The organism is Mammaliicoccus sp. K-M42 (assembly GCF_022386375.1).
Taxonomy (GTDB): domain Bacteria; phylum Bacillota; class Bacilli; order Staphylococcales; family Staphylococcaceae; genus Mammaliicoccus; species Mammaliicoccus fleurettii.
The window spans coordinates 1-26,465 of record NZ_JAJNIS010000008.1; the positions used below are offsets into that span (position 1 = coordinate 1).

Below are 26,465 nucleotides of genomic sequence, written 5' to 3' on the forward strand. Positions count from 1 at the left end.
GAATCAACAAGGAAGAAATTCATTATAAATCTTGAATTTCTTCCTTGTTTAATTTTATAAGAAACCGCATCATTTATGATATGCTTCCCCTTATTAGTGATTTTGCTAAAAATATTTTATTTAAGGTTTTAACGAATCATTAAAATTTATAGCTTTTATAACTTTTTGTACTATAGTTCCTCTTAATTGAAATGACTTTCCCCTCTTTATAATAGTTACTCTTGCAATGATTTTATAATTTATGAACTTCAAAACTTGCTTATTACTGTTCAATTGGATTTATTCACGTTCTGTTATACTATATAATATACAAAATTTTATTAAGCTATAATTAATTATGAAAGAAATGGAGTCACAAAAAATATATGAATTCACTAAAAACAATAGAAATTTATAATTATAAATCTATAAAACATTTGGAACTAAACCTAAATAGAAATTTAAATATTATAGTAGGATCAAATAACTCGGGCAAATCAAATATAATTAGTGCAATATTTGAATCATTAGATGTTAAAAACTTAGATACAGCTTTCCAAAGTATAAGTAGATTAGAAAATTTTGAAAGAAAATTACCTAAAACCATACTCTCAACAAGTAATAAACAAATTATTACTCTTAATAATAAAAATAAACATTCTATTGAATATGAAGATAATAATACTAATACAATATATAATGAAAGCGCAAAAGAAGCTGTAAATAAACGAATTAAAATAGCTAAAGTAGATAATAATACTTCTCTTGATCAATCAATAATAGAGATAGTTCAATTTTTTGATGACTTAGATAATAATGAAGTTGCAATTTTATTATCTAATATAAATAGAGACTTATTAGCTATAAGTAAGGACTACTATTCCCTTTTAATTTTTAATAATGAATTATATGTTGCAGATTGCTATGGCGATACAGCACCAATTAATGAAAAAAGTAATGGAGTAAAAAAATTAATAATAATGTCGTATTATATTAATAAATACAATGTAAAAAATAATAAAATGCCAGATATTATTCTCTTTGACGAGCCAGAAGTTCATTTACATATAGAAGCCCAAAGATATTTATATAAAAAGATTCAAGAAGTATTTAAAAATTCACAAATAATTATCAGTACCCACTCGACAGCTTTTATAAATGAAACTGATATAAATAATATTCTTCTAATCGAAAGAGATGTTTTACAAGGAACATATATCGATTACAATAAAAAAGATAAAGTCAAACTATTGGAAATAAATCAAATCATGGGTATAAATTTATTAGATACTTTAAGAATAAACATTAATTCGACTGTAGTGATGGTAGAAGGTAAAACCGATAAAATTGTTCATCAATACATCTACCACAGGTTATTTCCTAAAAAGAGCTTAACATTCATTGAAACAGAAGGAGCTGATAAAATTTCAGATTTTATTACTGTGTATAAAGAGGTATTTCCTAATCCACCACTAGGAGTTCTAGACTATGATAAAAAAGGATTGGAAATGGCAAAAAAAATTCAAAATAATTTTAATAGTGATTATAATAATAGGATAATTTTAAATAATAATAAATCTATCAAAGAGTCAAATTTGGATGAAAAAATCGAAGATGAATACTCAATACAACTTGAAGATTTATTTGAGAAAGAATTTATTATTGAGTGTATCTCTGAATTGCTAATTGAAGATGAAATTTCAGATACCTTAAAAGAAGATTTGGAAAGTTACCAGAATTTCAAGTCTTTCGAAAATGTAATTAAGAAGAAAAATATTATGAAAAAAGACTCTAAATATCATATTAATAAATATTCATTAAATCTTTTGATTATTAGAAAATTAAAAGAACTAGATGAACCCAATTTTCAAAAAACAACGTCTAAGTTCCAAGAAATATATATTACTTTAAACAAAAAAAAATAACACTTAGGTTAATGTTATTATATTTAAAAATACAGGCATATAATTATTTAAATTTTGATATATTTAAATTAAAAATATTTAAGAGGTGTTATTAATGGCAACTATAGGTTTTGAAGAAAAATTATGGCAAGCAGCAGATAAATTGAGAGGAAGCATGGATGCTGCTGAGTATAAAAATGTAGCGTTAGGTATTATATTCTTGAAATATGTATCTGATTCGTTTGAGGAAAAATATGAAGAATTATTGAATGATGAATATGCTGATGAAGAAGATAAAGATGAATACTTAGCAGAGAATATATTCTGGGTTCCTAAAGAAGCACACTGGACATATATCAATGAAAACTCTAAGAAACCTGAAATCGTTCAACTGATTTCTAACGGTGTGAAAAAACACAATAAAGCAGCAATCATGGTGACACACGATGAACGTATGCTTGAATACTGTGACCGCGTGTTCCAAATGAACGACGGTAAGCTTGAACCAGTGATAGATTATTAAAATATTAACTCTGCTACAGACAAAATGCAGCAGAATTTTTCTTTGTAAATCTATATACATATACGGGGTATATTCATTGAATAAAACGCTATATACGATATAATATGTAAGAAGATTTTTATTTTTCAGACAGCCTTAAAAAAATCAAAACGGAAGGATTTTTATCTTGTTCAACTACTTATTTACAAACAGGCAGGGGCAGTTTCTCGTTGCAGGGATTATCTTTATAATCCTCGGATTTGCATTGATGCCGGTAGAGGGTATCTACAGTTCCATTGCGTTTTACATCGCAATTTTCTTTCTCGGTTTCTATGCATCCAAGAATGCGGTCATCGAGACGATTAGAGAACGTTCACCAAACGTTGACTTACTGATGATTCTTGCTGCTATTGGTGCGGTCATCATCAATTATGAGTCAGAGGGTGCACTGTTACTTCTAATCTTTGCGGGTGCTGAAGTGCTTGAGAACTACGCGACTAGTAAATCCACAAAAGCCATTTCTGAACTGATGTCCCACCTTCCTTCAACAGCAAGTAGAATCGGGGCTGATGGAGAAATTACGGAAATTCCTACAGAAGAACTGATCCAAGGCGATATCGTCCTTGTTGCTAAAGGGGAACAAATCCCAATCGATGGACAGGCAGACCGTCAAGTATCGGTTAACGAAGCAGCGCTGACAGGGGAATCTGTTCCGGTTGTAAAAGAAAAGGATGAAGAAGTTTTTGCCGGTACGGTAAACGATGGCAACTCGTTTAGATTAACTGTAACGAAAACGAGTGATGATACGATCTTCTCGAATATCGTGCGTATGGTTGAAGAAGCACAGCAAAGACCATCGAAACTATCGAAAACCATCGATCGAATTGAATCGAAATATGTAATCTCTGTTTTAATCGGGGTACCGGTGTTTATCGCTATCCTTTACTTCTTTAATAATTTAGGATTTGAAGAATCATTCTACCGTGGAATGGTCATGCTGACAGTAGCAAGCCCGTGTGCGCTCGTTGCATCGGCAACACCAGCGACACTGAGTGCGATTAGTAACGGTGCGAAAAACGGTATTCTGTTTAAAGGCGGTGCCGCGATGGAGGCACTGAGCACGATGGACATTCTATATAGTGATAAGACAGGAACACTCACATACGGTGACTTCGTCGTTGAAGAATACGCAGCGGATGAAGATACATTAAAAGAAGTGGTAACGATTGAACAACACTCGAGTCACCCGATCGCAGAAGCGATTGTGAAGAAGTTTAAAACTTTAGATTTAGATAGTGTCGATGACAGTGAACCGGTAGAAGAAATCGTCGGCAGCGGAATGAAGAAAGGCGATATCATCGTCGGTAAACCCGATGCATTTAAAGACTACACAGACCCATCGAACTACAGAGATCAAATCATTGCTGGAAATACGAATATCTTTGTCGGAGAGAGTGGACAAATTACTGGATACTTCTCGCTGGCAGACCAAGTCCGTGATGAAGCAGTACATGCCGTTGAAAACTTCCAGAACTCTGACATTGAAGTCGTACTCTTAACAGGAGATAATGAAACTGTTGCAGAAAAAGTTGCTGGAGAAGTGGGCATCACAGACTACACCGCATCATGTCTCCCTGAGGACAAAGTACGCTTTGTAAATGAAAGTCAGAAGAAGAGTAAGATTGTCGGGATGATTGGAGATGGAATCAACGACGCACCCGCACTGGCAAACGCTGATATCGGTATTGCAATGGGAAGCGGATCATCCGTTGCGATGGAATCATCAGACGTCGTAATCGTTAAAAACAACTTACAAAAACTATTCTATAGTTTCATGTTAAGTAATCGACTCAATCGCATTATTTTAGCAAATATTATCTTCTCTATTAGTGTGATTGTTATACTTGTATTATTAAATATATTCGGACTCCTAAATCTACCAACAGCAGTGCTCTTCCACGAAGGATCAACGATACTCGTTATCCTAAACGGATTAAGACTATTAAGAGCGAAATAATAGTATATTTATCTACTGTAAAGAGGAATACACCTTGTATAAATCAATATTGCTCGCTGCAGACGGTTCGGAAAACAGCCTGAGAGCAGCAGAAGAATCAGTTTTCCTAGGCTCAGACGAATCGAGTTTCGTTAATGGACAGGTCTTGCAGTAGACGACGGAGGGACTGCATACTAAGGAAATTAAATGAGACATAAAATAAAGGAAGCCATTTCTGGCTTCCTTTTAATTTTAATTAAACTTCGCATCACTTATGATAACTCTCTGATTATCACACCCAAATTTAACTAAAAACCGCATCATCTACCGATAAGCAGAATCGTATCATAAGTGATGAGGTTTTTAATTTTTATAAAAAATATATAAATTAAAACTTAGAACAGTTAGAAACAGAATTATTTGATTATGTAAATTGGTACAACAATTTTAGACCACATTCTTCATTACAGTACTTAAAGCCAGTGGCGTTTAAAAATCTTCACATGAAAAGTGTCTGAAAAACTGTTGACATTCCATCTTGGTATGTCAACAGTAAACTGGACAATTTTTATCTGGTACGTTCCTTTCCGCTTCCTTTTTACATTAAAATATCCCGAACACGTCTCAACATGTTCAGGATTTGGGGGTCGTTTTGGGTTAATTATATTTGCGCTACTTTTCTTATCTTTGTATTACTTTTAATAGATTAGACAATAAATTAATAATAATGAATATATATAATATGCCAACTAATGGTGCATAAAATGTCCACCAGTTTGTTGTTAGCTCGTTTGAGTGAAAGCCTAATAAACTGCTTAAGTCATTGATACTTGGTCTCTCTATAATTTCGCATGCAGGGCCATAGCAAACTTTTGTGCCTCCGAAGAATATTTTGAAGAAGGCTAGGTGTGTCATAACTAGCAAGGTTTGAAAGCATATTCTCAAAAATATGATCAAATATTGAGTTTGTATGTTAGGTAATACATGTTTGATAAAAATATGTTTATGATTAGGACTAATGGTATATGCAGCTTCGATATAGTCTTGATTTAATAAGTGTTGGGTTGATTCTTTTATCAGCATAGTTGTCGTTGGTGTCATTAAGATTGTCAGAATGATGATATTGTAAATTATTCTAAATTGCGTATTGGTCGTAAAGCCGTCTATTGTTTCATATAGTAAAGGGTGTAATAAGATATATGCCAATATAGATTGAGGAATATAAAATAAAGCATTAGAAAAGATACTGTAAATACTTGTTGTCTTACGATTAAATGCTAAATAAGTTCCAATTACTACTGAACAAAGAATAGATAAACTTGATATAACCATGATAATCAGTAAAGTGATACGATATCCAGACAACACTTCAAATAACATGTTTTTAGAAGCAGCATCTACTCCAAACAAAGCTTTAAAGCTAGGTGCAAATGGCGAACTCTTGATAATATCCCCATTAGAATTGTATAGAAAGTTCATAGGTTTAGGCGTGATGTTTAGTAAATCAAAATAAACGACACCCACTAGGGCAGGTAAGATAAGTAACGTTAATAGTATATAAAATTTCTTCATGATAACCCTCCCTGTACGCCAGTGATGGTAAACAATACTTTATGACTCATAAATATGGCGATAGATACAGGTATATAAATCAATATAAATGTGACAAATAATACTTCTGGGGATCCGTAATCAAATATAAATGATGACAAACCGTGCATGTTAAAGATTCTCTCCAGTAGTAATAAACTTGAAAGCGTGATCCAGATAATATGTTTAAAATTGATTAAGTAGGATGCAAACAAATTCCTTAATATATGATTAAAATATAACTCTACATTTGATAACCCCTTAGCTTTAGAAAATTCAATATAATCGGTATGAGATACATCATCTAGAATACTACTTAAAAATGTCACACTACTCACTAAAGGGATAATGGATAGTACTAAAACAGGAAATAACAAAGCTTTGTTCTCAAAACTATCTGCTACATTAAACAATAGAATATCTGTATATCTATAAAATAATATCACCAACGAAATTGAAAAAGGTATATAAAAAATATCCGGAATAATAGATAGGACCGTATTAATTTTTAAATACCATTTTTTAATATGTTCATTAACATATAGAAGGTAAGTAAATAATAAAGATACGATAAAAGCTAACAATAACGCAGCAAATAAAATAAAGATAGTATTCAACCATGGTTCAATAAAGAACGGAAATAAACTGCGTTCAACATGTGATATTTTATTTGTAAATATAATATCTTGTGGATGAAATATGTATAAAAACGTCGACTTCAACGCATTAAGATAGTTCATAAAACTAAAATGTTGATCATCAAATAAAGCAGGCAAACACGCTAATAATAAGAACACAATAATTGTCATCATGTAATTGAACAATTTTCTCATAAGATATTTACCTACTTTCTAAATAAATTAACAGGAGGCATTCAAAGTAATCTTAAAAGCTGTACTTAAAATTCTTTATTATCCTTTATAAAAAGAAATACCTACTGCATTTTCAGGAATTCTACTTGAATGACTACCTTTAATTAAATCCTTAGCATTACCTAATAATACCAATGATGGTGATGTATAAGTTTTTTTCATTCTGATTCACCTCCTAAGAATGCCCCCTGTTAATTTATTTAGATCTCAACCACAGTTCAACGCTTAGTAATTTAGCTATATTGACTATTGGATAAAAAGTTTTATTTGTACTTTTACTCAGATCATTTATATCCTGCTCAATTTTCCGCTTATTGGTTTTCTCATATTGATTTAAATATTCGAAATTTGTGTATCTCATAATGTTACCTTTTTCTTTTTGTAAGCCTAATAGTAGTTGGGGAAGGTTCAATGATTTTGTGTTTCTACTATATATTTTCTCAGGTAATAGATTTTTAAATGAATTTCTGAGAATATATTTTGATACTGATAGTTGCTCTTTCTGCTCAACTGGAATATTTAGCAAGAATTCCACCAAGTTAATGTCTAAGAAGGGGTATCTAGCTTCAATATTTAGTGGTGAGTTTATATTTATATCCATCCATTCAGTATTAGTATTATTTATAATTGACTCAAAGTACACATCCATATTTATTTCATCCCAGTTAAAATGATTCTTATGAACCTTTTTAGAATCTAATAAATATGGATTACTTATTTGTGTGAATTTTTCATTTTTTATAGCTTGAATCAATTCACTTGATGTATACTTTTTTCTATTTTTCATCAACTCTTTTGTCAATTTTAAATATTTATTCTTTTTATAAAGATTATTCAAATAGTAAATATCAACATTCAATACATCATCACCACCATGACCAGTTAAATGATGTGTTATACCATCTATCTTCATAGTATTTAATAAAGTTTTATTGAGGTTTGACCCAATAAAGTGAAAAGGTTCTTTAAAATTACTAAAATCTTTTTCAAATTCTTTAAACGTCCAATTATCATCTGCATTAATGAAATGATGATTTTTAGAAGGATATAATGATAAAGTTTCTTTAATATATCTAGATTCATCACTATCTAAATTATTTGGATAACATAAAGAATATAAGTTTATATCATCGGTTAAAATTTTTTTGTCACACATTCTAGAATATATAGAAGTAGAATCTAATCCTCCACTAAGGGATAACCCTAGTTTATCTACATTTTGTATACTTCTCTTTAATGCTCTATCAAAGACTAATTTAAATTCTTCTTGGTATTCATCACTGTCTTTATAGCGTATTGATCTACTCTTAAATTTATAGAACTTCTTTGTACTAAAATTGCTATCAGTTATTGTTGTTACATGTCCGGGTTTAACTCTAAATATCCCTTCATAAATAGTTAAATCTGATATATAGTTTTCATTATTCAAATATTGGCTTATATAATTTCTATTTACCGCTTCAAAATATTGTTGAAAATCAGATAACTTATTAGAAATTACAACTCTTTGATTTCCATTCATAAAATATATCGTCTGTAACCCTGTTGGATCTCTATAAATTTTGACAGTATTCATTTTTTTGTTTATAAAAATTATTGTGTAACGACCTGCCAGTTTATCAACCTCTTCTTTTTGTACATAATTCAAAATTTCTTCAATTTTTAAATGTTTATCACCAGAGAATACTTCACCTATTACTCCTATAAAGAAATGAATGGTCGACTTCTCAGTATCAAATTGGCCTTTATTGTTATAGATGTTTGATTTATTCATATCATATATCAATGATGTACCTCCTTAATCACTATGTATTTATCTTTTACATATTCATGATTATCTGTAATGACAAGACCATTTTCCGTTATCCATGAATGTGATTCAAAATTATATTTAGAAAGACCAATATTAAAAGTTAACTGTTCTTTGTTTTTTATTAACAAAAAAGTTGCAAGTGCTTTATGTAAACAAACCATATCCTTTTTTTCAAATTTATATGCAGTTTCTTCTAAAGCTTCAATATATTTATCAGTATTTTTAAATGGTCTAATTTTGTTTTTATTCACAATATCTATCGTTTGATTAACTGTGTGTTTTTTAAGTAAGTAATCTACAAAGTAATAAGCTAATGTAATACTTAATTTATACAATATCTTCAATTATCCCAGCTTCTTTCAATTGGTGTTTAAAATTTTCAATTTCCGTATTTAAATCATTACTATCTATTTCAAATTCTCGTAAAATTTGACTCTTCACGGAATCGTTTCCCAATAAATAGGACAATATTAATTTACCTATATAATCTACTTCAAAAAAGAGTTCTTTAGAATCATCGTAAATTACTGCCGAAGCTTCTTTATCTTGCAATATAATTCCATCAACTAATTTCAAAATACCTACCCCCATTTTATTACAATTAATTTATATAAAGTAATCTTTGATAAAATTTTACACAATCTTCAGATAATACACAAGTTTCTATTTCACTCAATTTTCTAGATAATTCAAAATGCAGAAATACATTTTCAGTTTAGTCTTTAAAGAACATATTTTAATATTTAAAGTATCCATTATTTCTCTTGTGCTAAATCCTTTGAGTTTCATTTCTACTACTTTATATTTTGTTTCAACTGAATATGCCACTCTTTTCATAGAAAAAACACCTCCGTATAAATTCATTTTAATATGAATTCAACGAAAGTGTTCTTATTTTACTCCCACATCCTGGGGTTAGTGCACAAGCGCTTCATTTCTTTTCATTATTTTTCAAAAACCCTCATTTAAGACATGAAGAAGAAATTAGATATATTATTTTCAACATCAATGAGGATAATTTATTAAATCCTGAATTGTATATAAATAGTAAACCATTCACAACTTGTAGATTCACATATGAAATGTTAAAAGAAGTAATCATTAATCCTAAAAGTCAAAAAAATTTAGACGAAGTAAGCACAATGCTTAATAGGGAAGGTTTTACTAGAACTTCAGTCAATATGAGTAAATTACCTTACTAGTGTATTAATTATAAGTAATTAAAAGGAGAGTTTAGAATCCATGCGATACTTTCCTTCTTCCTATTAAATGGATTACTTTTCATCATGAACATTTAAATGTAAAAAAACCTCATCATTAACTGATAAGCAGAAGCTTACCACAAGTGGTTCTGTTGCAAAGTTGAATTTATAGTATAATTTTAACAAAAAGGAGTCTTCTGTATGAACTATTTCAGATATAAACAATTTAACAAGGATGTTATCATTGTAGCCGTTGGCTACTATCTAAGATATGCATTGAGTTATCGTGATATATCTGAAATATTAAGGGAACGCGGTGTAAACGTTCATCATTCAACGGTCTACCGTTGGGTTCAAGAATATGCCCCAATTTTATATCAAATTTGGAAGAAAAAGCATAAAAAAGCTTATTACAAATGGCGTATTGATGAGACGTACATCAAAATAAAAGGAAAATGGAGCTATTTATATCGTGCCATTGATTCAGAGGGACATACATTAGATATTTGGTTGCGTAAGCAACGAGATAATCATTCAGCATATGCGTTTATCAAACGTCTCATTAAACAATTTGGTAAACCTCAAAAGGTAGTTACAGATCAGGCACCTTCAACGAAGGTAGCAATGGCTAAAGTAATTAAAGCTTTTAAACTTAAACCTGACTGTCATTGTACATCGAAATATCTGAATAACCTCATTGAGCAAGATCACCGTCATATTAAAGTAAGAAAGACAAGATATCAAAGTATCAATACGGCAAAGAATACTTTAAAAGGTATTGAATGTATTTACGCTCTATATAAAAAGAACCGCAGGTCTCTTCAGATCTACGGATTTTCCCCATGCCACGAAATTAGCATCATGCTAGCAAGTTAAGCGAACACTTACATGATATATTAGTGGTTAGCTATATTTTTTACTTTGCAACAGAACCGAGTGATTATACAAAGAATGGTTTGCGCTTTCTCATGATTGTACTACCTATAATCAGTGTTATTATAAGCTATATTATCTATAGATTTAGCTATAATCTAAAAGGAGATTATTTAAAAGATATAGTAGCTGTTTTAAACCTTAGAAATAGAAAAAAGAATCATAATGAAAATTAGTAATATTATATAATAAATAATTAATACCCCTACAATTTACTGATGTTGTAAATTGTAGGGGTAATTTTAATTATTCCATTAAGTAACTGTCTTCGGCGCGTTTGATTGTTTTCTTTTTCCATGGGTCAAGTATTGGTTTAACGATAAATCCTATTGTGAATATGACGACACCAAATAATACGAGACATATGAGATTGTATATGAGTATTTCTGGTACGACGCCTCCAACCGCTTCTCTTAAAGCATCTACAGCATAAGTAAACGGCAGGTACGGATGTATGGCTTGGAAGAATTTTGGTGTGACTTGTATTGGGAATGTTCCGCCACCGCCTGCTATTTGTAGTACCATAATGACAATTGCTAATGCTTTACCTACGTTACCGAATAGGGACACTAATGTATAGACGATGCTTATAAATACGATTGAAACGAGTACGGATAATAGTATAAATAATAATCTATTATCAATTGCTGCGCCTAAAATAAACATATCTCCTAGTGACACGATAATGGACTGTATGACACCTATAATAATAAATATAAAGCTCTTTCCAACGAATGTTTCTCTCAATGAATATTTCTGCTTAATTTCTGGATTTTTAATATCTGTTGTTAATAAGTTAGATAATAGTAAAGCACCTACCCAAATTGCTAAAGATGTATAGAATGGTGTACTTGCTGTCCCATAGTTTGGCACACTAAATAGTGATTCTTCTTTTAATTCTATTGGGTGTGCGATAATATCTGCTTGTTTCTTTAAATCATTTTTCAATAATTTAATCAGCTCGTGAACTGTATCATCTTTATCTATTTCTCTAACTTTCTTCGCTGCTTTCTTAATATCTTCTTCAATACCTGGTAAATCATTTCGCGCAAATTCTGCTAAGTCATGAATTTCTTTTTGAGCTTCTGGTAAGTTTTCGTCTATTAATTGAACAGCGCGATCGTATTTATCAATCATTGTCGGTAAATCATTATTTGAGAACTGTGCGAGCTTTTTAACTTCTGATTGAACATTTGGTAGTTCATTTTCAACGTAATAAGCACCTTTACCAACTTGCTCTTTAAATTTAGGGAAGTTTGTTTGAGCTACTTCATTAATGTTATTAAACTTTCTTTCAAGTTCAGGTAATTCATTGTTGATGCTGACTAATAAATCATGACCATTTTGTAAGGAACTTTTCCCAGTTTGAATTACATTATCTATCATGTTCATAGAACTTCTAATCTTCGAGATATCATCGATTCCTTTAGTTAACGCTTGATCGATTTGGTTAACGCCTTCCATTAAAGTCGTCTTAAAATCACTGCTCGTATACTTCAATAAATTGTCTAAAGATACAAGATTAGAATCTATTAATTTATCTAATGTTAAGACTTCTTCTTTCCCAGATTTACCGTTATTTAAAGCATTAATCAGATTGCTTTGGCCATTTATAACACTTTGCAAATCTTTGTTAGCTGATTCAAATTGTGAAATGGCTGATGAAGTATCAATACCTTCAGATTTCTGAAGTTCCTTTAAAATATCAATCATAGAATCATTAAAAGCGACACCTTGTTGTAAGCGTGATTGATTGTTTTTCACAGTGTCTGTAAGTTGTTTACTGTCTTGACTCATTAAGATACTTTGATTAATGGCTTGCATGCTTTCTAAATCTTTTTTGTTCATAGTTGCTTGTTCGTTACTATAGTCTGCGAGTGCTGTTAAAGATTCGCTCAGTGCAGATTTCATTTCATTTAATTCTTGATCAGTTAATACGTTTTTAGAAGCTTGGTCATTATTTTCGTTATTATCATTTTCTTCTTCATAAGCTTGTTGCGTTGTTACGATATTATTATCTTTCTCTTGTTCTTCAGTTGATGGTTTTTCTTCAGTTTCTTCTTTAGAAGTGTCGTCTGATTGTTCTTTATCACTTTCTTGTTCTTCAGCATTTTGGTCAGTATTATTGTCTTCATTGTTTTCTTCTGACGACTGTTGAGGTTCTTCTGTACTTTGTTCAGGTTTCGCTTCGTTATCTTTAGTATCTTTCTTGTCTTTCTCAGCTTCTGATTTCAATTTTTCGTTCGCTTTTTCAGTTTTTTCCTGAGCTTTTTTAGCATCTGCTTCATACCGATCTAATTTACGATTTAATTCAGGTAAATATTGTTCTGCTTTATTGATAGCTGCTAATGCTTTTTCAGTTGCTTCAATACCTTGAGGTACGCCTTTATTGATTTTAGGAAATTGTTGTTGTACTTTATTAGCTTTTGCTAATGCACTTTCGATTTCAGGCATTTTAGCATTTAGTTTCGTAATTAATTGAGCTGCTTGATTAATGTCACCCATTTTACTGTTGACTTCATTTATTTTCTTAACGCCTTCATTAATGTCGCCTTTGTAATTTCCTAGCGCTTCGAATTCATCTTTATACTTCGTAATGTCATCTTGATGTTCATCAATTTCTATCACTTTCTCTTTGAATTCTTCTATTTTAGGAAGATTATCTTCAGCAGTATATACAGCATTTTTAATTTTGCTTAAAGTAGGTAATTCATTTTCAAGGTCTAAACCGACTTGATTTGCTTCTTTTAATAATGCTTGCGTTGCATTCTCGCCAAACTCTTTATTTAAAGAATCTACAATGGATGATGCACCAGCGTTTGTCATTTTAGGTGCAATCGCATTTAATTTCTCGTTTACTTTGTAATCAATGACGGCTTTCTTTGGTTTCTTATGATAGATACTCGTGACTTCATCAGAAAAAGTCTTATGTAAATATATAGAGGCATAATAATCACCTTTTTCAACACCATCGTCAGCCTTCTTACGATTTACAAATTCCCATCCAAACTTATCGTTCTTCTTCAACTGTTCAACTAATTGGTCACCAACATTAATATGTTTACCTTCAATCTTAGCACCCTTATCTTCATTCACAACCGCAATTTTAATACCTTGCGTATTGTTGTAAGGATCCCACGTAGAACTTAAATTAAACCACGCATAGAATGATGGCAAAATAGAAAGACCTAATAATAATATAATCACAAACGGCACACGTCTGATATTTTTAATATCTTCAATAAAAATTTCAAATGGTTTCTTCAAAATTATAACTCCTTATCCATTAGTACATGACATGTACTATAAATATCAATACCGCTATCATACCCTATGTTCAAAATCAATTCAATCCCAATTTGTTATATAAGTATATTTATAAAGACTAATATACGACTAAAATAGCATGTTATAGATATATCAGTATATTAAAATAGAAAATATTTCTATTTTTGGATATCGATAAAAAAAGCCCTCTTTCAATGACTGCAGATGTCATGTCTACATTGAAAGAGGGTGGAGTGAATGTTGTGGTCCTTAAAAGCAAGTCATATAAATTGACGATGATTACACACGAGTCTAATATTATCAAAGAAGAATACGAATGACTGTATTCTATCCAGTAAGTAACGGAGGAATTTATGATGCTAAATGCTAAAGCGAGAGCAGTAAGTAGTCCGGATTCTAATTTTTTTGCGACAGAAATTACGAGAAGAGATTTAGATAAACATGATATTTTGATAGAAATTAAATATGCAGGGATATGTCATTCGGATATTCACACTGCACATGGAGAATGGGGACCAGTGAACTATCCTTTAGTACCGGGTCATGAGATTGCGGGTATTGTTAAAGAAGTTGGTTCTGATGTGAGTAAATATCAAGTAGATGACCGTGTTGGTGTTGGTTGTATGGTTGATTCATGCGGTGAATGTGAACATTGTCAAAATGGCGAAGAACAATACTGCGTAAAAGGAATGGTTGGTACATATGCAGGTACTGACAGATATGGTGAGCCAACTCAAGGTGGTTATTCAACACATATCGTCGTACATGAAGATTTCGTACTACGTATTCCAGATAATATTCCTTTAGATGAAGCGGCACCTTTACTTTGTGCAGGTATTACGACTTATTCACCTTTAAATCACTGGAAAGCATACGAAGGTAAAAATGTAGCTGTTATCGGTATGGGTGGACTTGGTCATATGGCCGTTCAAATTGCACATGCAATGGGCGCTGATGTAACAGTATTATCACGTACATTAAATAAAAAAGAAGACGGCTTAAAATTAGGCGCTTCTCATTATTATGCAACAAGTGATGAGTCAACATTTGAAGAACTTGCTAACTCATTTGATTTAATCATTAATACCGTAAGTGCTAATTTACCAATAGATGATTATCTTCAATTATTAAGATTAGACGGTACACTTGTAAACGTAGGAGCACCAGCAGAACCCGTATCATTACGCGTAGCAAACTTAATCGGTCACCGTAGATCATTTGCAGGTTCAGCAATTGGTGGTATAAGAGAAACACAAGAAATGTTAGACTTCTGTTCAGAACATAACATTAGACCACAAATCGAACTAATTTCAGCAGATCAAATAGACGAAGCATATGAAAGAGTCTTATCATCAGACGTTAAATATCGTTTCGTAATAGATACAAGCACAATGTAATAACGAAAAAAGTGTCCATATGATGGGCACTTTTTTGTTTTATCTAACAAAAAATCCCCTGCTAACGATAACGTTAACAGGGGATGATTTATTGATTCACTTTAAGATTCTACGACGTCTTCCGTTTGGGCTTCGAATTCATCTAGTAATGCGCGTACTTCGTCTGTTGTTTCTGTACTCATTAATTGATGTCTTAATTCGCTAGCGCCTCTCATGCTGCGGACGTAAATTTTGAAGAATCTACGTAAGCTTTTGAATTGTCTTGTTTCACTAGTTGCGTATTTGTCGAATAATGTGAGATGTAATCTGAGTAGGTCTAATAGTTCTTTACTTGTATGGTCACGAGGCTCTTTCTCAAATGCAAATGGATTATTGAAGATACCTCTACCAATCATAACACCATCGATGCCGTATTTTTCAGCAAGTTCAAGACCTGTCTGTCTATCAGGAATATCACCGTTTATCGTTAACAATGTATTAGGTGCGATTTCGTCACGCAAATTCTTGATAGCTTCGATTAATTCCCAGTGTGCATCTACTTTACTCATTTCTTTACGCGTACGAAGATGAATTGATAAGTTTGCGATATCTTGTTCGAAGACGTGCTTTAACCAATCTCTCCATTCTTCTATATCATAATAACCGAGGCGTGTCTTAACACTTACCGGTAGACCACCAGCTTTAGCTGCTTGAATAATTTCAGCGGCACGTTCAGGTCTTAGTATTAAGCCGGAACCTTTACCTTTGCCTGCAACGTTTGCTACGGGACATCCCATATTCAAATCAATACCTTTAAAGCCCATTTCTGCCATTCCGATACTCATTTCTCGGAAATGATCTGGCTTGTCGCCCCATATATGTGCGACGATAGGTTGTTCATCTTCACTGAATGTTAAGCGTCCGCGAACACTGTGTATACCTTCAGGGTGACAAAAACTTTCCGTATTTGTAAACTCAGTGAAAAAGACATCTGGTCTAGCCGCTTCACTGACTACGTGACGAAAGACGATATCCGTAACATCTTCCATAGGTGCCAAAATAAAAAATGGACGTGGCAATTCACTCCAAAAATTTTCTTTCATAATATATTTTAACCTTCTTATTTATTAATTTATTAAATATTTATCCATGATGATATTACCATAAAAGTGCAACTTATACAAAAGGATATTTACTCATTTTAATGCAAATTATCTATCATAACATCTTGGGCTTCGAATTCATCTAGTAATGCGCGTACTTCATCTGTTGTTTCTGTACTCATTAATTGATGTCTTAATTCGCTAGCGCCTCTCATGCTGCGGACGTAAATTTTGAAGAATCTACGTAAGCTTTTGAATTGTCTTGTTTCACTTGTCGCGTATTTATCGAATAATGATGTGGTTATCACATAACCAAACACCTTCTTATAGAAGAACAAAGGTTGCAAGTAATTTATGGTTTAAATGTAGTTAAGGTGTATATTTTTTGGTAACAAATATGTATAGTTATAACTTACTTTTACTTGGAGTGTATTTGCGTTTTAAGAAATAAACGTGATTATACATTTAGAAAAGTATATAAAATTAGAGTTTGTTCAAAATACTCTCTTAAAAAGGAAATACATCTTTTTGATAATTTTTTAAAGATATTTATAAGTTTTAAAAAAGAAATACATCTTTTTGATAATTTTTTAAAGATATTTATAAGTTTTAAAAAAGAAATACATCTTTTTGATAATTTTTTAAAGATATTTATAAGTTTTAAAAAGGAAATACATCTTTTTGATAATTTTTTAAAAATATTTATAAGTTTTAAAAAGGAAATACATCTTTTTGGAGAAAAAAATAAATATTTTGGATGATTGAACCTAAAAAGGTTCATAAGTTTGTGTTGTTATTTTTGGATTTTTTAGAAAAACGCTTGTTTTTGGTAATAAATAATTATAAAGAGTATTGGACCTTTTTGGGTTCAACACTCTTTGGTTTAAATTTGATGGTGTATTTGAATTTAACCCTTTTGTTGAATTCAAATTTAACAGTAATTGGGAAGAATATTTAAATTATTTGTAGTATGTCAAAAGTATTAATGAAAAATTAGGTTAAATATTATAAGGAGTGATTGTTATGGCTTATGATTTAAAACCGTTTAGAAGACAATTTTTTAGTAATTTTCTTGATGAACAAGGTATAAAAACTGATATTAGTGAAAAAGATGATAGATATGAATTAAAAGCAGAGCTCTAGGCTTTTCAAAAGACCAATAGATATTTCATATGAAAATGGTAAGTTAATAATTTTCGGAGAAAATAATCAGGTAATGAAGAAAAAGATGATGAAGGTAAAGTGATTCAAAAAGAAAGATCTTATAGAAATGGTGAAACACATAGATTCAATCAACAAGTAGGAAAACAATATTCCTACGGAAAAGGTATCGAAGAGTTAAGTACTGTTGAAACACTTAAAATTGAGTTGAAACGTAAAGAAGTAGAGATGAGATTGATGAATTAGGTCTATCTATTAATTTGCTAATAGATAGACTCAGTTATAAAGAAATAGAATTATTGGAAAGAACTAAGGTAGAGCAAAATCATATAGATCAAATATCTCATGATATCAACACACCATTAACTGCATTAAGGTTAGAACTATTCCATCTTTCTCAGCAATATGGAATAGAGGATGAAAATATTGAAGTGTCTTATGAAAGAATAGACTATATTTCAAAACTGATTAAAAATATTTCAATAGATCAGAAAGAGAATATTCAATATTTTTATACATTTAATCGTGAAGTAGATGTTGTAAGCATTTGTAAGAAAATAATAGATAAATGGCAATACCTTATCCAGAGGCAAAATATGAACATAAAATTAGAAGGTGTTCAGAACCAATTAATTTGGTCAGGAGAAGAATTGTGGTTTGAGAGATTATTTGAGAATATTATTTCTAATATATATGAACATTCCAATGCCAAAAATATTAAAGTTACGATAAACCAAAATCAAGTGTCTTTTGTTGATGATGGAATAGGATTTAAAGTTGATAATTATCAAGATAGTAAAGGGTTAAATATCATTAAATATACCGCATTCACTCCTGCTAATATAGCGAATACGATAGACAAAGTTAAACTCTCTATTGGCATTGTAAAAATTATAGCGAATAGAAGAATAACATTTAAAACCGTTGCCATAGTAAAATCATTATTTGAACTGTTCTTTTTTTTCATAATCGCTCCTCCTTATTTTTACTTATACCTGTTGTTTTAAAAATTTCTACCGTCTATTGATATCTATTCTCTATATGCTTCTTCTCAATAATATTGCCTTTCATGTCTTTTTTGACGATGTATTCACTTTTCGGGCTGGTTCGTTGCGATAATAATTAAGTCTGCATGGGCAATATGTTCTCGTTGATAGTCCACTTGTATAAGGCAAATATGTTTCGTTAGTTGAATCGTATCAAAGTGCTCATGAAATTCACGTGCGATAACATCAATTGAGCAAGGCTCTGATTTCAATTTAGAGAACTTTCTCCATGCAATTTTGCCGCCAGCAATAATGACGACATGTTTACCTTTAAGGTTCAGTTGAATTGGATACATCCGGTATCGCCTCACACTCAGCAATTCTAAAATGTACAATGTCTTTTAATAACGGATGAAAATTAATGGCAGTCGTATATGTGATAGGGTTCGGTAAACCGAGTGATTCTATTTGACGTTTCGACTTGTTTACAAGGAAACCATCATAGAAGAAAAATGGAATAATTAATAATTTACGATGCTTCTTAGCGATTTTCGGTAATGTTTCTTTAAAGCGAAGTTCACCATAGACCATACTTGGATAACATGGGTTTTGATCTGTTGATAGTTCGCGACAAATTCGTCTAAGTGCAACATCCGGTTCATCAAAGCGTGCATTACCGTGAGCAAGTACGACAATGCCAGTTTCATCATCAATGTCGTCTTTGTAAGCTTCAAGTTGAGAAGCAACCCAGTTTGTCATAATCGGGTGTGTGCCTAAAGGTTTACTTAATATAAACTGCACGTTCGGATTATTTTCTTGAAATGTTTCATATAAAGCTTCGATATCTTCGTAATAATGAGAAGCGGTAAACAATAATAACGGCACAAGATGAATACGTGAATATCCAGCATCAACCGTTTGTTGAATCACTTCATCTAATAAGATCTCTTCACTTTCTAAAAAGGCCACCTCATAATCAATCTCATCACTATTAAAAGTTTGATGAATAAAATTTAATAACGTTTCATTTAACTTTCCCTTTCTCATACCATGAACAACTAAAATCGTCTTTCGCATGACAATCCCTCCTACATCTTTATTCTAAAACAATATAACGAAAGTTTGTGAATTTTTTCTCAAAAATAAGAAAAATAGGGAATTCCCTATATAATAACGTGAAAAATAATTTGTGCATATGATTTTTTGTAATAACTGACAAAAATATTTTTTAAATTTTCTGATTTGTATAATTATAAATTTTCCTAAACGTGATAGCATAAAATTGTTTATCAAAATAAGCAAAGGGGTCGTGCACATTGGTAAAGGAAAATGGTAAGGCAAAGAACGAAGATAGGTCGAACAAAAAGTTTAGTATGTCACATATATATATGTGATTTTATTTGTTTTCGGTGTGATTGCAACTATTTCTACATATTTAATTCCATCAGGCGAGTTTGATAGGGTTAAAGGGCCTGAGGGTAGAGAAATGGTAGATGCAGATTCATTCCATTACATAGATTCAGCACCAGTTGGTTTGGTTGATTTTATTTCGATTATACCACGAGGTTTAATTGAAGCAGGAGAAATTGTCTTCTTTACACTTATCATAGGTGGGATGTTTATGGTGTTAAGACGTACAGGTATTATTGAAATTGGTGTGGATAAACTTGCACGTCAGTTTATAAATAAAAGTATTTTGATTATTCCAGTGTTAACAACAGTATTTGCGATTATTGCAACATTAATCGGTACAGCAGAGTTGTCACTTGTTTATATTCCGGTTATTATACCGCTTATTATTGCGTTAGGTTATGACTCTATAACCGCTACATCTATTGCATTGTGTGGTACTGTAGTCGGCTTCACGGTCGGTGTGTTAAACCCGATCAATACAGGTCTAGCTCAAAAATTATCAGGTATTCCAACATTCTCAGGAATCGGATTACGTTTAGTTATTTTTGTGATTGTACTATTTGTAACGGTATTATTTATTATGAAATACGCTAAAAAAGTTAAAAAAGATCCTTCAATCAGTTTAGTTTATCATGATGATACTGAGTAGCGACATATGTACAAAGATATTACGAATCAAGAACCACTCGTTGCGACTAAACGACAAAAAATTGGTATTGGCGTCGTGCTCTTATTCTTTATCATTCTTGTATACGGGGTTATTACACAAGGATGGTTTATGGTAGAAATGTCAGGTCTTTTCATAGTTATGGGTATTGTAGTAGGTCTCGTAACTGGATTGAATACACGTGAAATTTGTGAGTCTTTTAATGATGGTTTCAAAGATGTATTAATGGGTGCCATTATTGTAGGGCTCGCACGTTCAATTGCTGTTGTACTTGAAGACGGTAAAATTATGGATAGTATCGTTCATGGATTAGGTTCTGTTATCGATGGAGCAACACCAACAGTAGCAGTAGTCGGTATGTATATCGTGCAAGTGCTTATTAATTTTATTATTTCTTCAGGAAGCGGACAAGCCTTAGTGAAGATGCCGATTATGGCACCATTAGCGGATATGTTAGGTATAACAAGACAGACCGCAGTCTTAGCCTTCCAATTAGGAGACGGCTTTACACATGTCTTCTATCCGACAAGTGGATACTTTATGGCAGCATTAGCAATCGGAGGCGTATCATATACAAAATGGATCCGATTCTTCTTCCCACTCTTTATCGTATGTGGTGTCATTTCAATCATTTCATTAATCTTTGCACAGTTGATAGGTTGGTCGTAGGGAGAAAATTAATAAGTTGTAAAAGGAGATTCAAGTTTGAAAACTTGGGTCTCTTTTATTTATAGATTGATAATTATTATAACAATGTGGCACAATGTATTTATTAATTAAAGGGGTGTCATATGAAGATAAATAGAGTCATCAATCATAATGTGATTAGTGTCACCCACAACAACCAGGAACGTGTTGTGATGGGGAAAGGGATAGGTTTTCAAAAGCAAGAAGGCGACATTGTGGAAGAATCAAAGATTGAAAAAATATTTGATTTAAGTAGCCAGGAAATTTCTGATCGCTTTAAAACGTTATTAATCGAAGTGCCGATTGAAGTGGTTCAAGCTGTTGAGAAAATTATCGAAGTATCGAAGGATAAATATCAAAAAGATCTCAGCGATACTATTTATGTTGCACTGACGGATCATATAAACTTTGCTATTGAGCGTCAAAAAGAGGGAATGGCTATTAAGAATGGATTGCTATGGGAAACGAAACGTTTTTATCCGACTGAGTATGAAATTGGTGTGCAAGCATTAGATTGGATTGCTGAAATTGTTGGTGTTCGTTTACCTGAAGATGAAGCGGGATTTATTGCAATTCATTTGTTAAATGCAGAACATAATAACTTAACAGACTATAATCAAGTAACAGAAATGGTGCAAAATATTTTAAGTTTAGTGAAATACCATTTTAGATTAGATTTCGATGAAGAAAGTTTAACTTATTATAGATTCGTGACACATTTAAAATTTCTTGCTCAACGTATTTTCTCAAGTAACCCACTTGATACGAATGAAATCGAACTTTATGAGATAGTAAAAGAGAAATATAAGAATGCATTTAAATGTGTAAAGAAAATTGAAGTATTTTTATTGAAAAAGTATCAGTATGAAATGACCCACGATGAAGCATTGTACTTAACGATTCATATACAGAGATTAATTTCCAGAAATGAAAGCGTTGACAATAAATAATTATGTGATATATTGATGTTACGAAAACAAAATAAACAATTAATTGTTTAGGATTGTTACTGTTCGGCAGGCGAGACCTAAATCATTAATAGGTGAATTTATCTAGGGATAAGTCTATCTATTTATGATTTGGGTCTCTTTTTTATTGTTCTAAACAAGATGGGAGAGATATAAAGATGACAAATGAACAAAGGATGGCTGATGAAATACTTAAACACATTGGCGGTAGTGATAATGTTAAAAATTTAACGCATTGTATGACAAGATTAAGATTTGTGTTGAAAGATGACAGTAAGGCTGATGATGATGCAATAAAAAATATTGATGGTGTTATGGGGTTACGTAAGCAAGGTGGACAATATCAAGTTATTGTAGGGAACAATGTATCACATACTTATACAGCATTGATGAAGAATGGCGTCAGTGGAGGCGCTAAAAGTAATGAGCCAGTTGAAAAGAAAAAGTTAACATTTAAACAGGTGGGTATCAATATTCTTGATGCTATTATCGGAACGATGTCACCATTAATTCCTGCTATTATTGGTGGTTCGATGATTAAATTATTGGCCATGTTATTAAGTATGACGGGTGTACTGTCAGAAAGCAGTTCAACGTATAATATTTTAAATACTATAGGAGATGCACCGTTCTTCTTCTTACCAATGCTTGTGGCAGTATCTGCAGCAAGGAAATTTAACAGTAACGTATTTTTAGCATTAGCAATTGCTGGTGTTATGGTACATCCAGTGTTTATGGAAATTATGGAAAAAGCAGCAGAAGGTAAAGAAGCAACTTTCGCATTTATTACAGTTATGTCAGTGAAATATACTTATACGATTATTCCAGCAATCGTCATGACTTGGTTGCTGAAATATATTGAAGATTTTGCAGATCGTATTACACCAATTGTAATGAAGAACTTCTTGAAGCCAATGTTAATCTTATTAATTGCTGCACCAATAGCGATTATTATCGTAGGTCCTACAGGTATTTTGATTGGTACAGGTCTGTCTCAAATTGTCTTCTTTGTACATGATAAATTAGGCTTTTTAGCAGTAGCTATCGTAGGTGCCTTATGGCCATTATTAGTTATGACAGGTATGCACCGTGTATTCACACCAACGATTGTTCAAACAATTGCTGAAACAGGTAAAGAAGGTATGGTTATGCCATCCGAGATTGGCGCTAACTTATCATTAGGGGGCGTTTCATTAGCAGTAGCATTTAAAACGAAAAATAGAGAATTACGTCAAACGTCATTGGCAGCTGCATCATCAGCCATTATTGCAGGTATAACTGAACCAGCATTATATGGGGTTGCTATTCGATTAAAACGCCCAATGATTGCATCTGTAATTACAGGATTTGTTGCAGGTGCTGTAGCAGGGCTTGCAGGTTTAGCAAGTCATTCTATGGCAGCACCAGGTTTGTTTACGAGTGTACAATTTATTGAAAAAGATAATCCAATGAGTATAGTGTGGATTATTGTAGTAATGGTTCTATCGGTTGTTCTTTCATTTATCTTAACGTTAGTACTTGGATTTGAAGATATTCCAGAATCTGAAGATGAATTATTAGATTTAGGTTCTCAAGATCATCTAACAGTTGCAGCACCTGTTGAAGGACATATAAAACCAATTGAAAGTGTTGAAGATGACGTATTTAGTAGAGAAGTAATCGGGAAAAGCATGGCAATTGAACCAACAGGTAATAAAATTTATGCTCCAGTAACAGGTACGGTAACTTCTGTATTTCCAACAAAACATGCTATCGGTATAACAGGAGATAATGGTGTTGAAGTATTAGTACATGTAGGTATTGATACTGTGAAATTAAATGGAGAACCATTTACATCAACAATTGAACAAGGTGATCATGTAACTGTTGGCGATATTCTTGGTACATTTGATTTAACACAAATTATTGAATCAGGTTATGATCCGACAACGATTATTGTCGTTACAAATACAGATGAATATGAATCAATAACATCCTTTGATCACGCAGAGGTTAAAGCACAAACATCCATATTAGGAGTGGTTAAATCATGACAATAAAATATTTCCCGGAAAATTTTCTTTGGGGTGGCGCAATAGCAGCCAATCAAACAGAAGGCGCTTGGGATAAAGATGGTAGAGGAATCAGTAATATTGATTTAATTCCTCATGGTACGAAGAGACAAGATATAAAGTTAGGTTATAAAAAGAGTGAACTTGATCAGAATGAATATTATCCAAGTCATACTGGTATAGATTTTTATCATCATTATAAAGAGGATATCGCGTTACTTGCTGAAATGGGGTTGAAAGTATTTAGAACATCTATTTCTTGGAGTAGGATTTTCCCAAATGGCGATGAAGAAATGCCGAATCAGGCAGGTATAAATTATTACAAAGGTCTATTCAAGACATGTAAACAACATGGTATGGAATTACTCGTTACACTTGCGCATTTTGATATTCCAATGGGGATAGTTGAAAAATATAATGGGTGGAAAAATAGAGAAACGATCGATTTATATATTAAATTTGCAGAAACTTGCTTTAATAATTTTGGAGAATACGTCAATTATTGGATTCCATTCAATGAAATTAATGTAGTGTTACACAGTCCATTTTCAGGTGGCGGATTGTACTTTGATAATAGTGAAAATAGAGAAGAAATATTATATCAAGCTGCACATTATATGTTAGTAGCAAGTGCGAAAGCTGTTCGAAGTTGTCATCGTATTACGCCACACGCAAAAATTGGATGTATGATTGCTGGTGGTAGTTTCTATCCATACAGTTGTAATCCAGAAGATGTATGGCAGTCTATGAATGATGAAAGAACAAATACTTTCTTTGTAGATGTACAAGCGAAAGGTAAATATCCATACTATATGGATTCATTTTTTAAGGCTAAAGGGATTAACATTGAAATAGATGAGTCAGATAAAGAAATACTGAAAGAGACGGTGGATTTTGTAGCATTTAGTTATTATGCGTCTCGAACATCTATTGCGGATATATCAAGAGTTGAAAAAAACGAAGGAAATGTAATTGTATCAGCCAAAAATCCTTATCTTAAAATGAGCGATTGGGGATGGGTTATCGATCCGCTTGGTTTAAGGATAACGATGAATCAAATATATGAAAGATTTGAAAAGCCACTATTTGTTGTTGAAAATGGATTAGGTGCCAAAGATGAGATAGAAGCAGATGGTACAATTCAAGATGATTATAGAATTGATTATATGAAACAGCATATAGAAGCTATGTACGATGGTATTCAAGATGGCGTTCCATTGTTGGGGTATATAAGTTGGGGTATTATCGATTTAGTATCTGCTTCAACAGGAGAAATGAGTAAACGATATGGAATGATTTATGTGGATAAAGACGATGCAGGAAGTGGGACACTCGAACGTCGAAAGAAAAAGTCATTTGATTGGTATAAGCAAGTCATACAACAGAATGGAATATAAATAGAAAACGCTGGGACAAGAGAAATGTCCCAGCGTTTATCATATTGGAAAGAAGTATATAGAGGGTGAGTAGTTGTAGAGAGAGGGCGAATATTGCAAGAGTGGTCAAACAAGCAACATAGAGCCCATCTATTTATCAAGAGGCTTGGCTTTGTCAAATTAAGTGTGTAAGTTATTCAAGATACTTAATAACTCTATCTTTAATTTGATCATGTAAAAGAAGCTGGTTCATAACCATAGACCAGTTTGGAATGTAACCAGTGGACCATTTCTTTTGAAGTTCTTTCGTTCGAATAAAGAGTAATTTTGAGAGTGTAAAATAAACTGTGTAAGTAGAGAACGTACGACTCTACTTACACAGTTTATTTTACACTCTCTCGTTAGCGGACATACTAAACTTTATAAACCGAAGAAAAACCCATTCCCCTATGGCTAACGATCAAGTCGCTCAACATAGCAGCATTGCACTCAATCATATCTCTGATATACTATTAAAAAAGTCTGGGACAAAGTGTTGTTCCAGACTCTCATATTATATACACTTCAATATGAATGAACTATACTAATGTTGCGTTGA

19 protein-coding genes and 6 pseudogenes are annotated in these 26,465 nt (G+C 32.0%); 12 read left to right on the plus strand and 13 right to left on the minus strand.

All coding sequences use genetic code 11. From position 1 onward, the window contains the following. Positions 1 to 365: 365 nt before the first annotated feature. The 4 genes and pseudogenes from LQ668_RS06280 to LQ668_RS06295 all read left to right on the plus strand — a co-directional run. The gene (locus LQ668_RS06280; protein ID WP_192946958.1) at positions 366 to 1,904 is read left to right on the plus strand and encodes an ATP-dependent nuclease; all 1,539 of its coding nucleotides are present in this window, start codon (positions 366 to 368) and stop codon (positions 1,902 to 1,904) included. A gap of 94 nt (positions 1,905 to 1,998) precedes the next feature. Beyond that, positions 1,999 to 2,280, plus strand: a pseudogene (locus LQ668_RS06285) (type I restriction-modification system subunit M N-terminal domain-containing protein); the annotation flags it as partial. A gap of 292 nt (positions 2,281 to 2,572) precedes the next feature. Further along, positions 2,573 to 4,402, plus strand: coding sequence for a heavy metal translocating P-type ATPase (locus LQ668_RS06290; RefSeq protein ID WP_031903879.1), 1,830 nt, complete (start codon positions 2,573 to 2,575; stop codon positions 4,400 to 4,402). Positions 4,403 to 4,773: 371 nt separating this feature from the next. Continuing rightward, positions 4,774 to 4,899: pseudogene (locus LQ668_RS06295) on the plus strand (IS3 family transposase); the annotation flags it as partial. A 163-nt stretch (positions 4,900 to 5,062) separates the two neighbouring features. Here the strand turns inward: LQ668_RS06295 and LQ668_RS06300 are convergent. The 7 genes from LQ668_RS06300 to LQ668_RS06325 all read right to left on the minus strand — a co-directional run bounded on the left by LQ668_RS06300 (position 5,063) and on the right by LQ668_RS06325 (position 9,493). After that, positions 5,063 to 5,953 carry an ABC transporter permease subunit gene (locus LQ668_RS06300; RefSeq protein WP_107510188.1) on the minus strand — a complete coding sequence of 297 codons (891 nt, stop codon included), beginning with the start codon at positions 5,951 to 5,953 and terminating at the stop codon, positions 5,063 to 5,065. Further along, the gene (locus tag LQ668_RS06305; RefSeq protein WP_107510189.1) at positions 5,950 to 6,804 is read right to left on the minus strand and encodes an ABC transporter permease family protein; all 855 of its coding nucleotides are present in this window, start codon (positions 6,802 to 6,804) and stop codon (positions 5,950 to 5,952) included. Before LQ668_RS06305 ends, LQ668_RS06300 begins: the two co-directional genes overlap by 4 nt. 78 nt (positions 6,805 to 6,882) lie before the next feature. Then, the gene (locus LQ668_RS12380) at positions 6,883 to 7,005 is read right to left on the minus strand and encodes a hypothetical protein (RefSeq protein ID WP_256891591.1); all 123 of its coding nucleotides are present in this window, start codon (positions 7,003 to 7,005) and stop codon (positions 6,883 to 6,885) included. Positions 7,006 to 7,039: 34 nt separating this feature from the next. After that, positions 7,040 to 8,629 (minus strand): asparagine synthase-related protein, encoded by a 1,590-nt coding sequence (locus LQ668_RS06310; protein WP_119634689.1) that lies wholly within the window; start codon positions 8,627 to 8,629, stop codon positions 7,040 to 7,042. Then, on the minus strand, positions 8,626 to 9,000 hold the full coding sequence (locus tag LQ668_RS06315) for a lasso peptide biosynthesis protein (RefSeq protein ID WP_107510218.1): 375 nt from the start codon (positions 8,998 to 9,000) through the stop codon (positions 8,626 to 8,628). Before LQ668_RS06315 ends, LQ668_RS06310 begins: the two co-directional genes overlap by 4 nt. Further along, positions 8,984 to 9,232, minus strand: coding sequence for a hypothetical protein (locus LQ668_RS06320; RefSeq protein ID WP_103361099.1), 249 nt, complete (start codon positions 9,230 to 9,232; stop codon positions 8,984 to 8,986). Before LQ668_RS06320 ends, LQ668_RS06315 begins: the two co-directional genes overlap by 17 nt. 96 nt (positions 9,233 to 9,328) lie before the next feature. Next, positions 9,329 to 9,493 (minus strand): hypothetical protein, encoded by a 165-nt coding sequence (locus LQ668_RS06325; protein WP_157946507.1) that lies wholly within the window; start codon positions 9,491 to 9,493, stop codon positions 9,329 to 9,331. 566 nt (positions 9,494 to 10,059) lie between these two features. On the opposite strand from LQ668_RS06325, the gene LQ668_RS06330 reads away from it, so the two are divergent. Continuing rightward, on the plus strand, positions 10,060 to 10,734 hold the full coding sequence (locus tag LQ668_RS06330) for an IS6-like element IS257 family transposase (RefSeq protein WP_071564456.1): 675 nt from the start codon (positions 10,060 to 10,062) through the stop codon (positions 10,732 to 10,734). 303 nt (positions 10,735 to 11,037) lie between these two features. On the opposite strand, the gene LQ668_RS06335 is transcribed toward LQ668_RS06330, so the two are convergent. Continuing rightward, positions 11,038 to 14,058, minus strand: coding sequence for a YhgE/Pip domain-containing protein (locus LQ668_RS06335; protein ID WP_239775937.1), 3,021 nt, complete (start codon positions 14,056 to 14,058; stop codon positions 11,038 to 11,040). 377 nt (positions 14,059 to 14,435) lie between these two features. On the opposite strand from LQ668_RS06335, the gene LQ668_RS06340 reads away from it, so the two are divergent. Beyond that, on the plus strand, positions 14,436 to 15,476 hold the full coding sequence (locus tag LQ668_RS06340; RefSeq protein WP_107509833.1) for an NAD(P)-dependent alcohol dehydrogenase: 1,041 nt from the start codon (positions 14,436 to 14,438) through the stop codon (positions 15,474 to 15,476). A 101-nt stretch (positions 15,477 to 15,577) separates the two neighbouring features. Here LQ668_RS06340 and LQ668_RS06345 read toward each other — a convergent pair whose 3' ends face one another. Together LQ668_RS06345 and LQ668_RS06350 are read right to left on the minus strand one after the other, a co-directional pair. Further along, entirely contained in the window at positions 15,578 to 16,558 is a 981-nt protein-coding gene (locus tag LQ668_RS06345; protein WP_107509822.1) for a tRNA dihydrouridine synthase, read from the minus strand. Positions 16,559 to 16,656: 98 nt separating this feature from the next. Beyond that, positions 16,657 to 16,851, minus strand: a pseudogene (locus LQ668_RS06350) (tRNA-dihydrouridine synthase); the annotation flags it as partial. Between the two features lie 964 nt (positions 16,852 to 17,815). On the opposite strand from LQ668_RS06350, the pseudogene LQ668_RS06355 reads away from it, so the two are divergent. Then, a pseudogene (locus LQ668_RS06355) lies at positions 17,816 to 17,959 on the plus strand (IS3 family transposase); the annotation flags it as partial. Between the two features lie 59 nt (positions 17,960 to 18,018). Further along, positions 18,019 to 18,726: a histidine kinase gene (locus tag LQ668_RS06360; RefSeq protein ID WP_239775938.1), complete on the plus strand. Its 708-nt coding sequence runs from the start codon at positions 18,019 to 18,021 to the stop codon at positions 18,724 to 18,726. Between the two features lie 83 nt (positions 18,727 to 18,809). On the opposite strand, the gene LQ668_RS06365 is transcribed toward LQ668_RS06360, so the two are convergent. Both LQ668_RS06365 and LQ668_RS06370 read right to left on the minus strand, forming a co-directional pair. Then, complete coding sequence (locus LQ668_RS06365) at positions 18,810 to 19,076, minus strand: precorrin-2 dehydrogenase/sirohydrochlorin ferrochelatase family protein (protein ID WP_133165631.1); 267 nt, start codon at positions 19,074 to 19,076, stop codon at positions 18,810 to 18,812. Continuing rightward, entirely contained in the window at positions 19,036 to 19,782 is a 747-nt protein-coding gene (locus LQ668_RS06370; RefSeq protein ID WP_107509824.1) for a sirohydrochlorin chelatase, read from the minus strand. Before LQ668_RS06370 ends, LQ668_RS06365 begins: the two co-directional genes overlap by 41 nt. A gap of 334 nt (positions 19,783 to 20,116) precedes the next feature. On the opposite strand from LQ668_RS06370, the pseudogene LQ668_RS06375 reads away from it, so the two are divergent. The 4 genes and pseudogenes from LQ668_RS06375 (at position 20,117) to ascB (ending at position 25,888) form a co-directional block, all read left to right on the plus strand. After that, a pseudogene (locus LQ668_RS06375) lies at positions 20,117 to 21,454 on the plus strand (YfcC family protein). A 122-nt stretch (positions 21,455 to 21,576) separates the two neighbouring features. Continuing rightward, a complete protein-coding gene (gene licT, locus LQ668_RS06380) occupies positions 21,577 to 22,422 on the plus strand; it encodes a BglG family transcription antiterminator LicT (RefSeq protein ID WP_025907170.1) in 846 nt (281 codons plus the stop codon). 176 nt (positions 22,423 to 22,598) lie between these two features. Beyond that, positions 22,599 to 24,473 carry a PTS cellobiose/arbutin/salicin transporter subunit IIBC gene (gene ascF / locus LQ668_RS06385; RefSeq protein WP_239775939.1) on the plus strand — a complete coding sequence of 625 codons (1,875 nt, stop codon included), beginning with the start codon at positions 22,599 to 22,601 and terminating at the stop codon, positions 24,471 to 24,473. Then, complete coding sequence (ascB, locus tag LQ668_RS06390; RefSeq protein ID WP_107572966.1) at positions 24,470 to 25,888, plus strand: 6-phospho-beta-glucosidase; 1,419 nt, start codon at positions 24,470 to 24,472, stop codon at positions 25,886 to 25,888. Before ascF ends, ascB begins: the two co-directional genes overlap by 4 nt. A gap of 172 nt (positions 25,889 to 26,060) precedes the next feature. On the opposite strand, the pseudogene LQ668_RS06395 reads toward ascB, so the two are convergent. Beyond that, positions 26,061 to 26,201, minus strand: a pseudogene (locus LQ668_RS06395) (IS256 family transposase); the annotation flags it as partial. Positions 26,202 to 26,465: the final 264 nt, after the last annotated feature.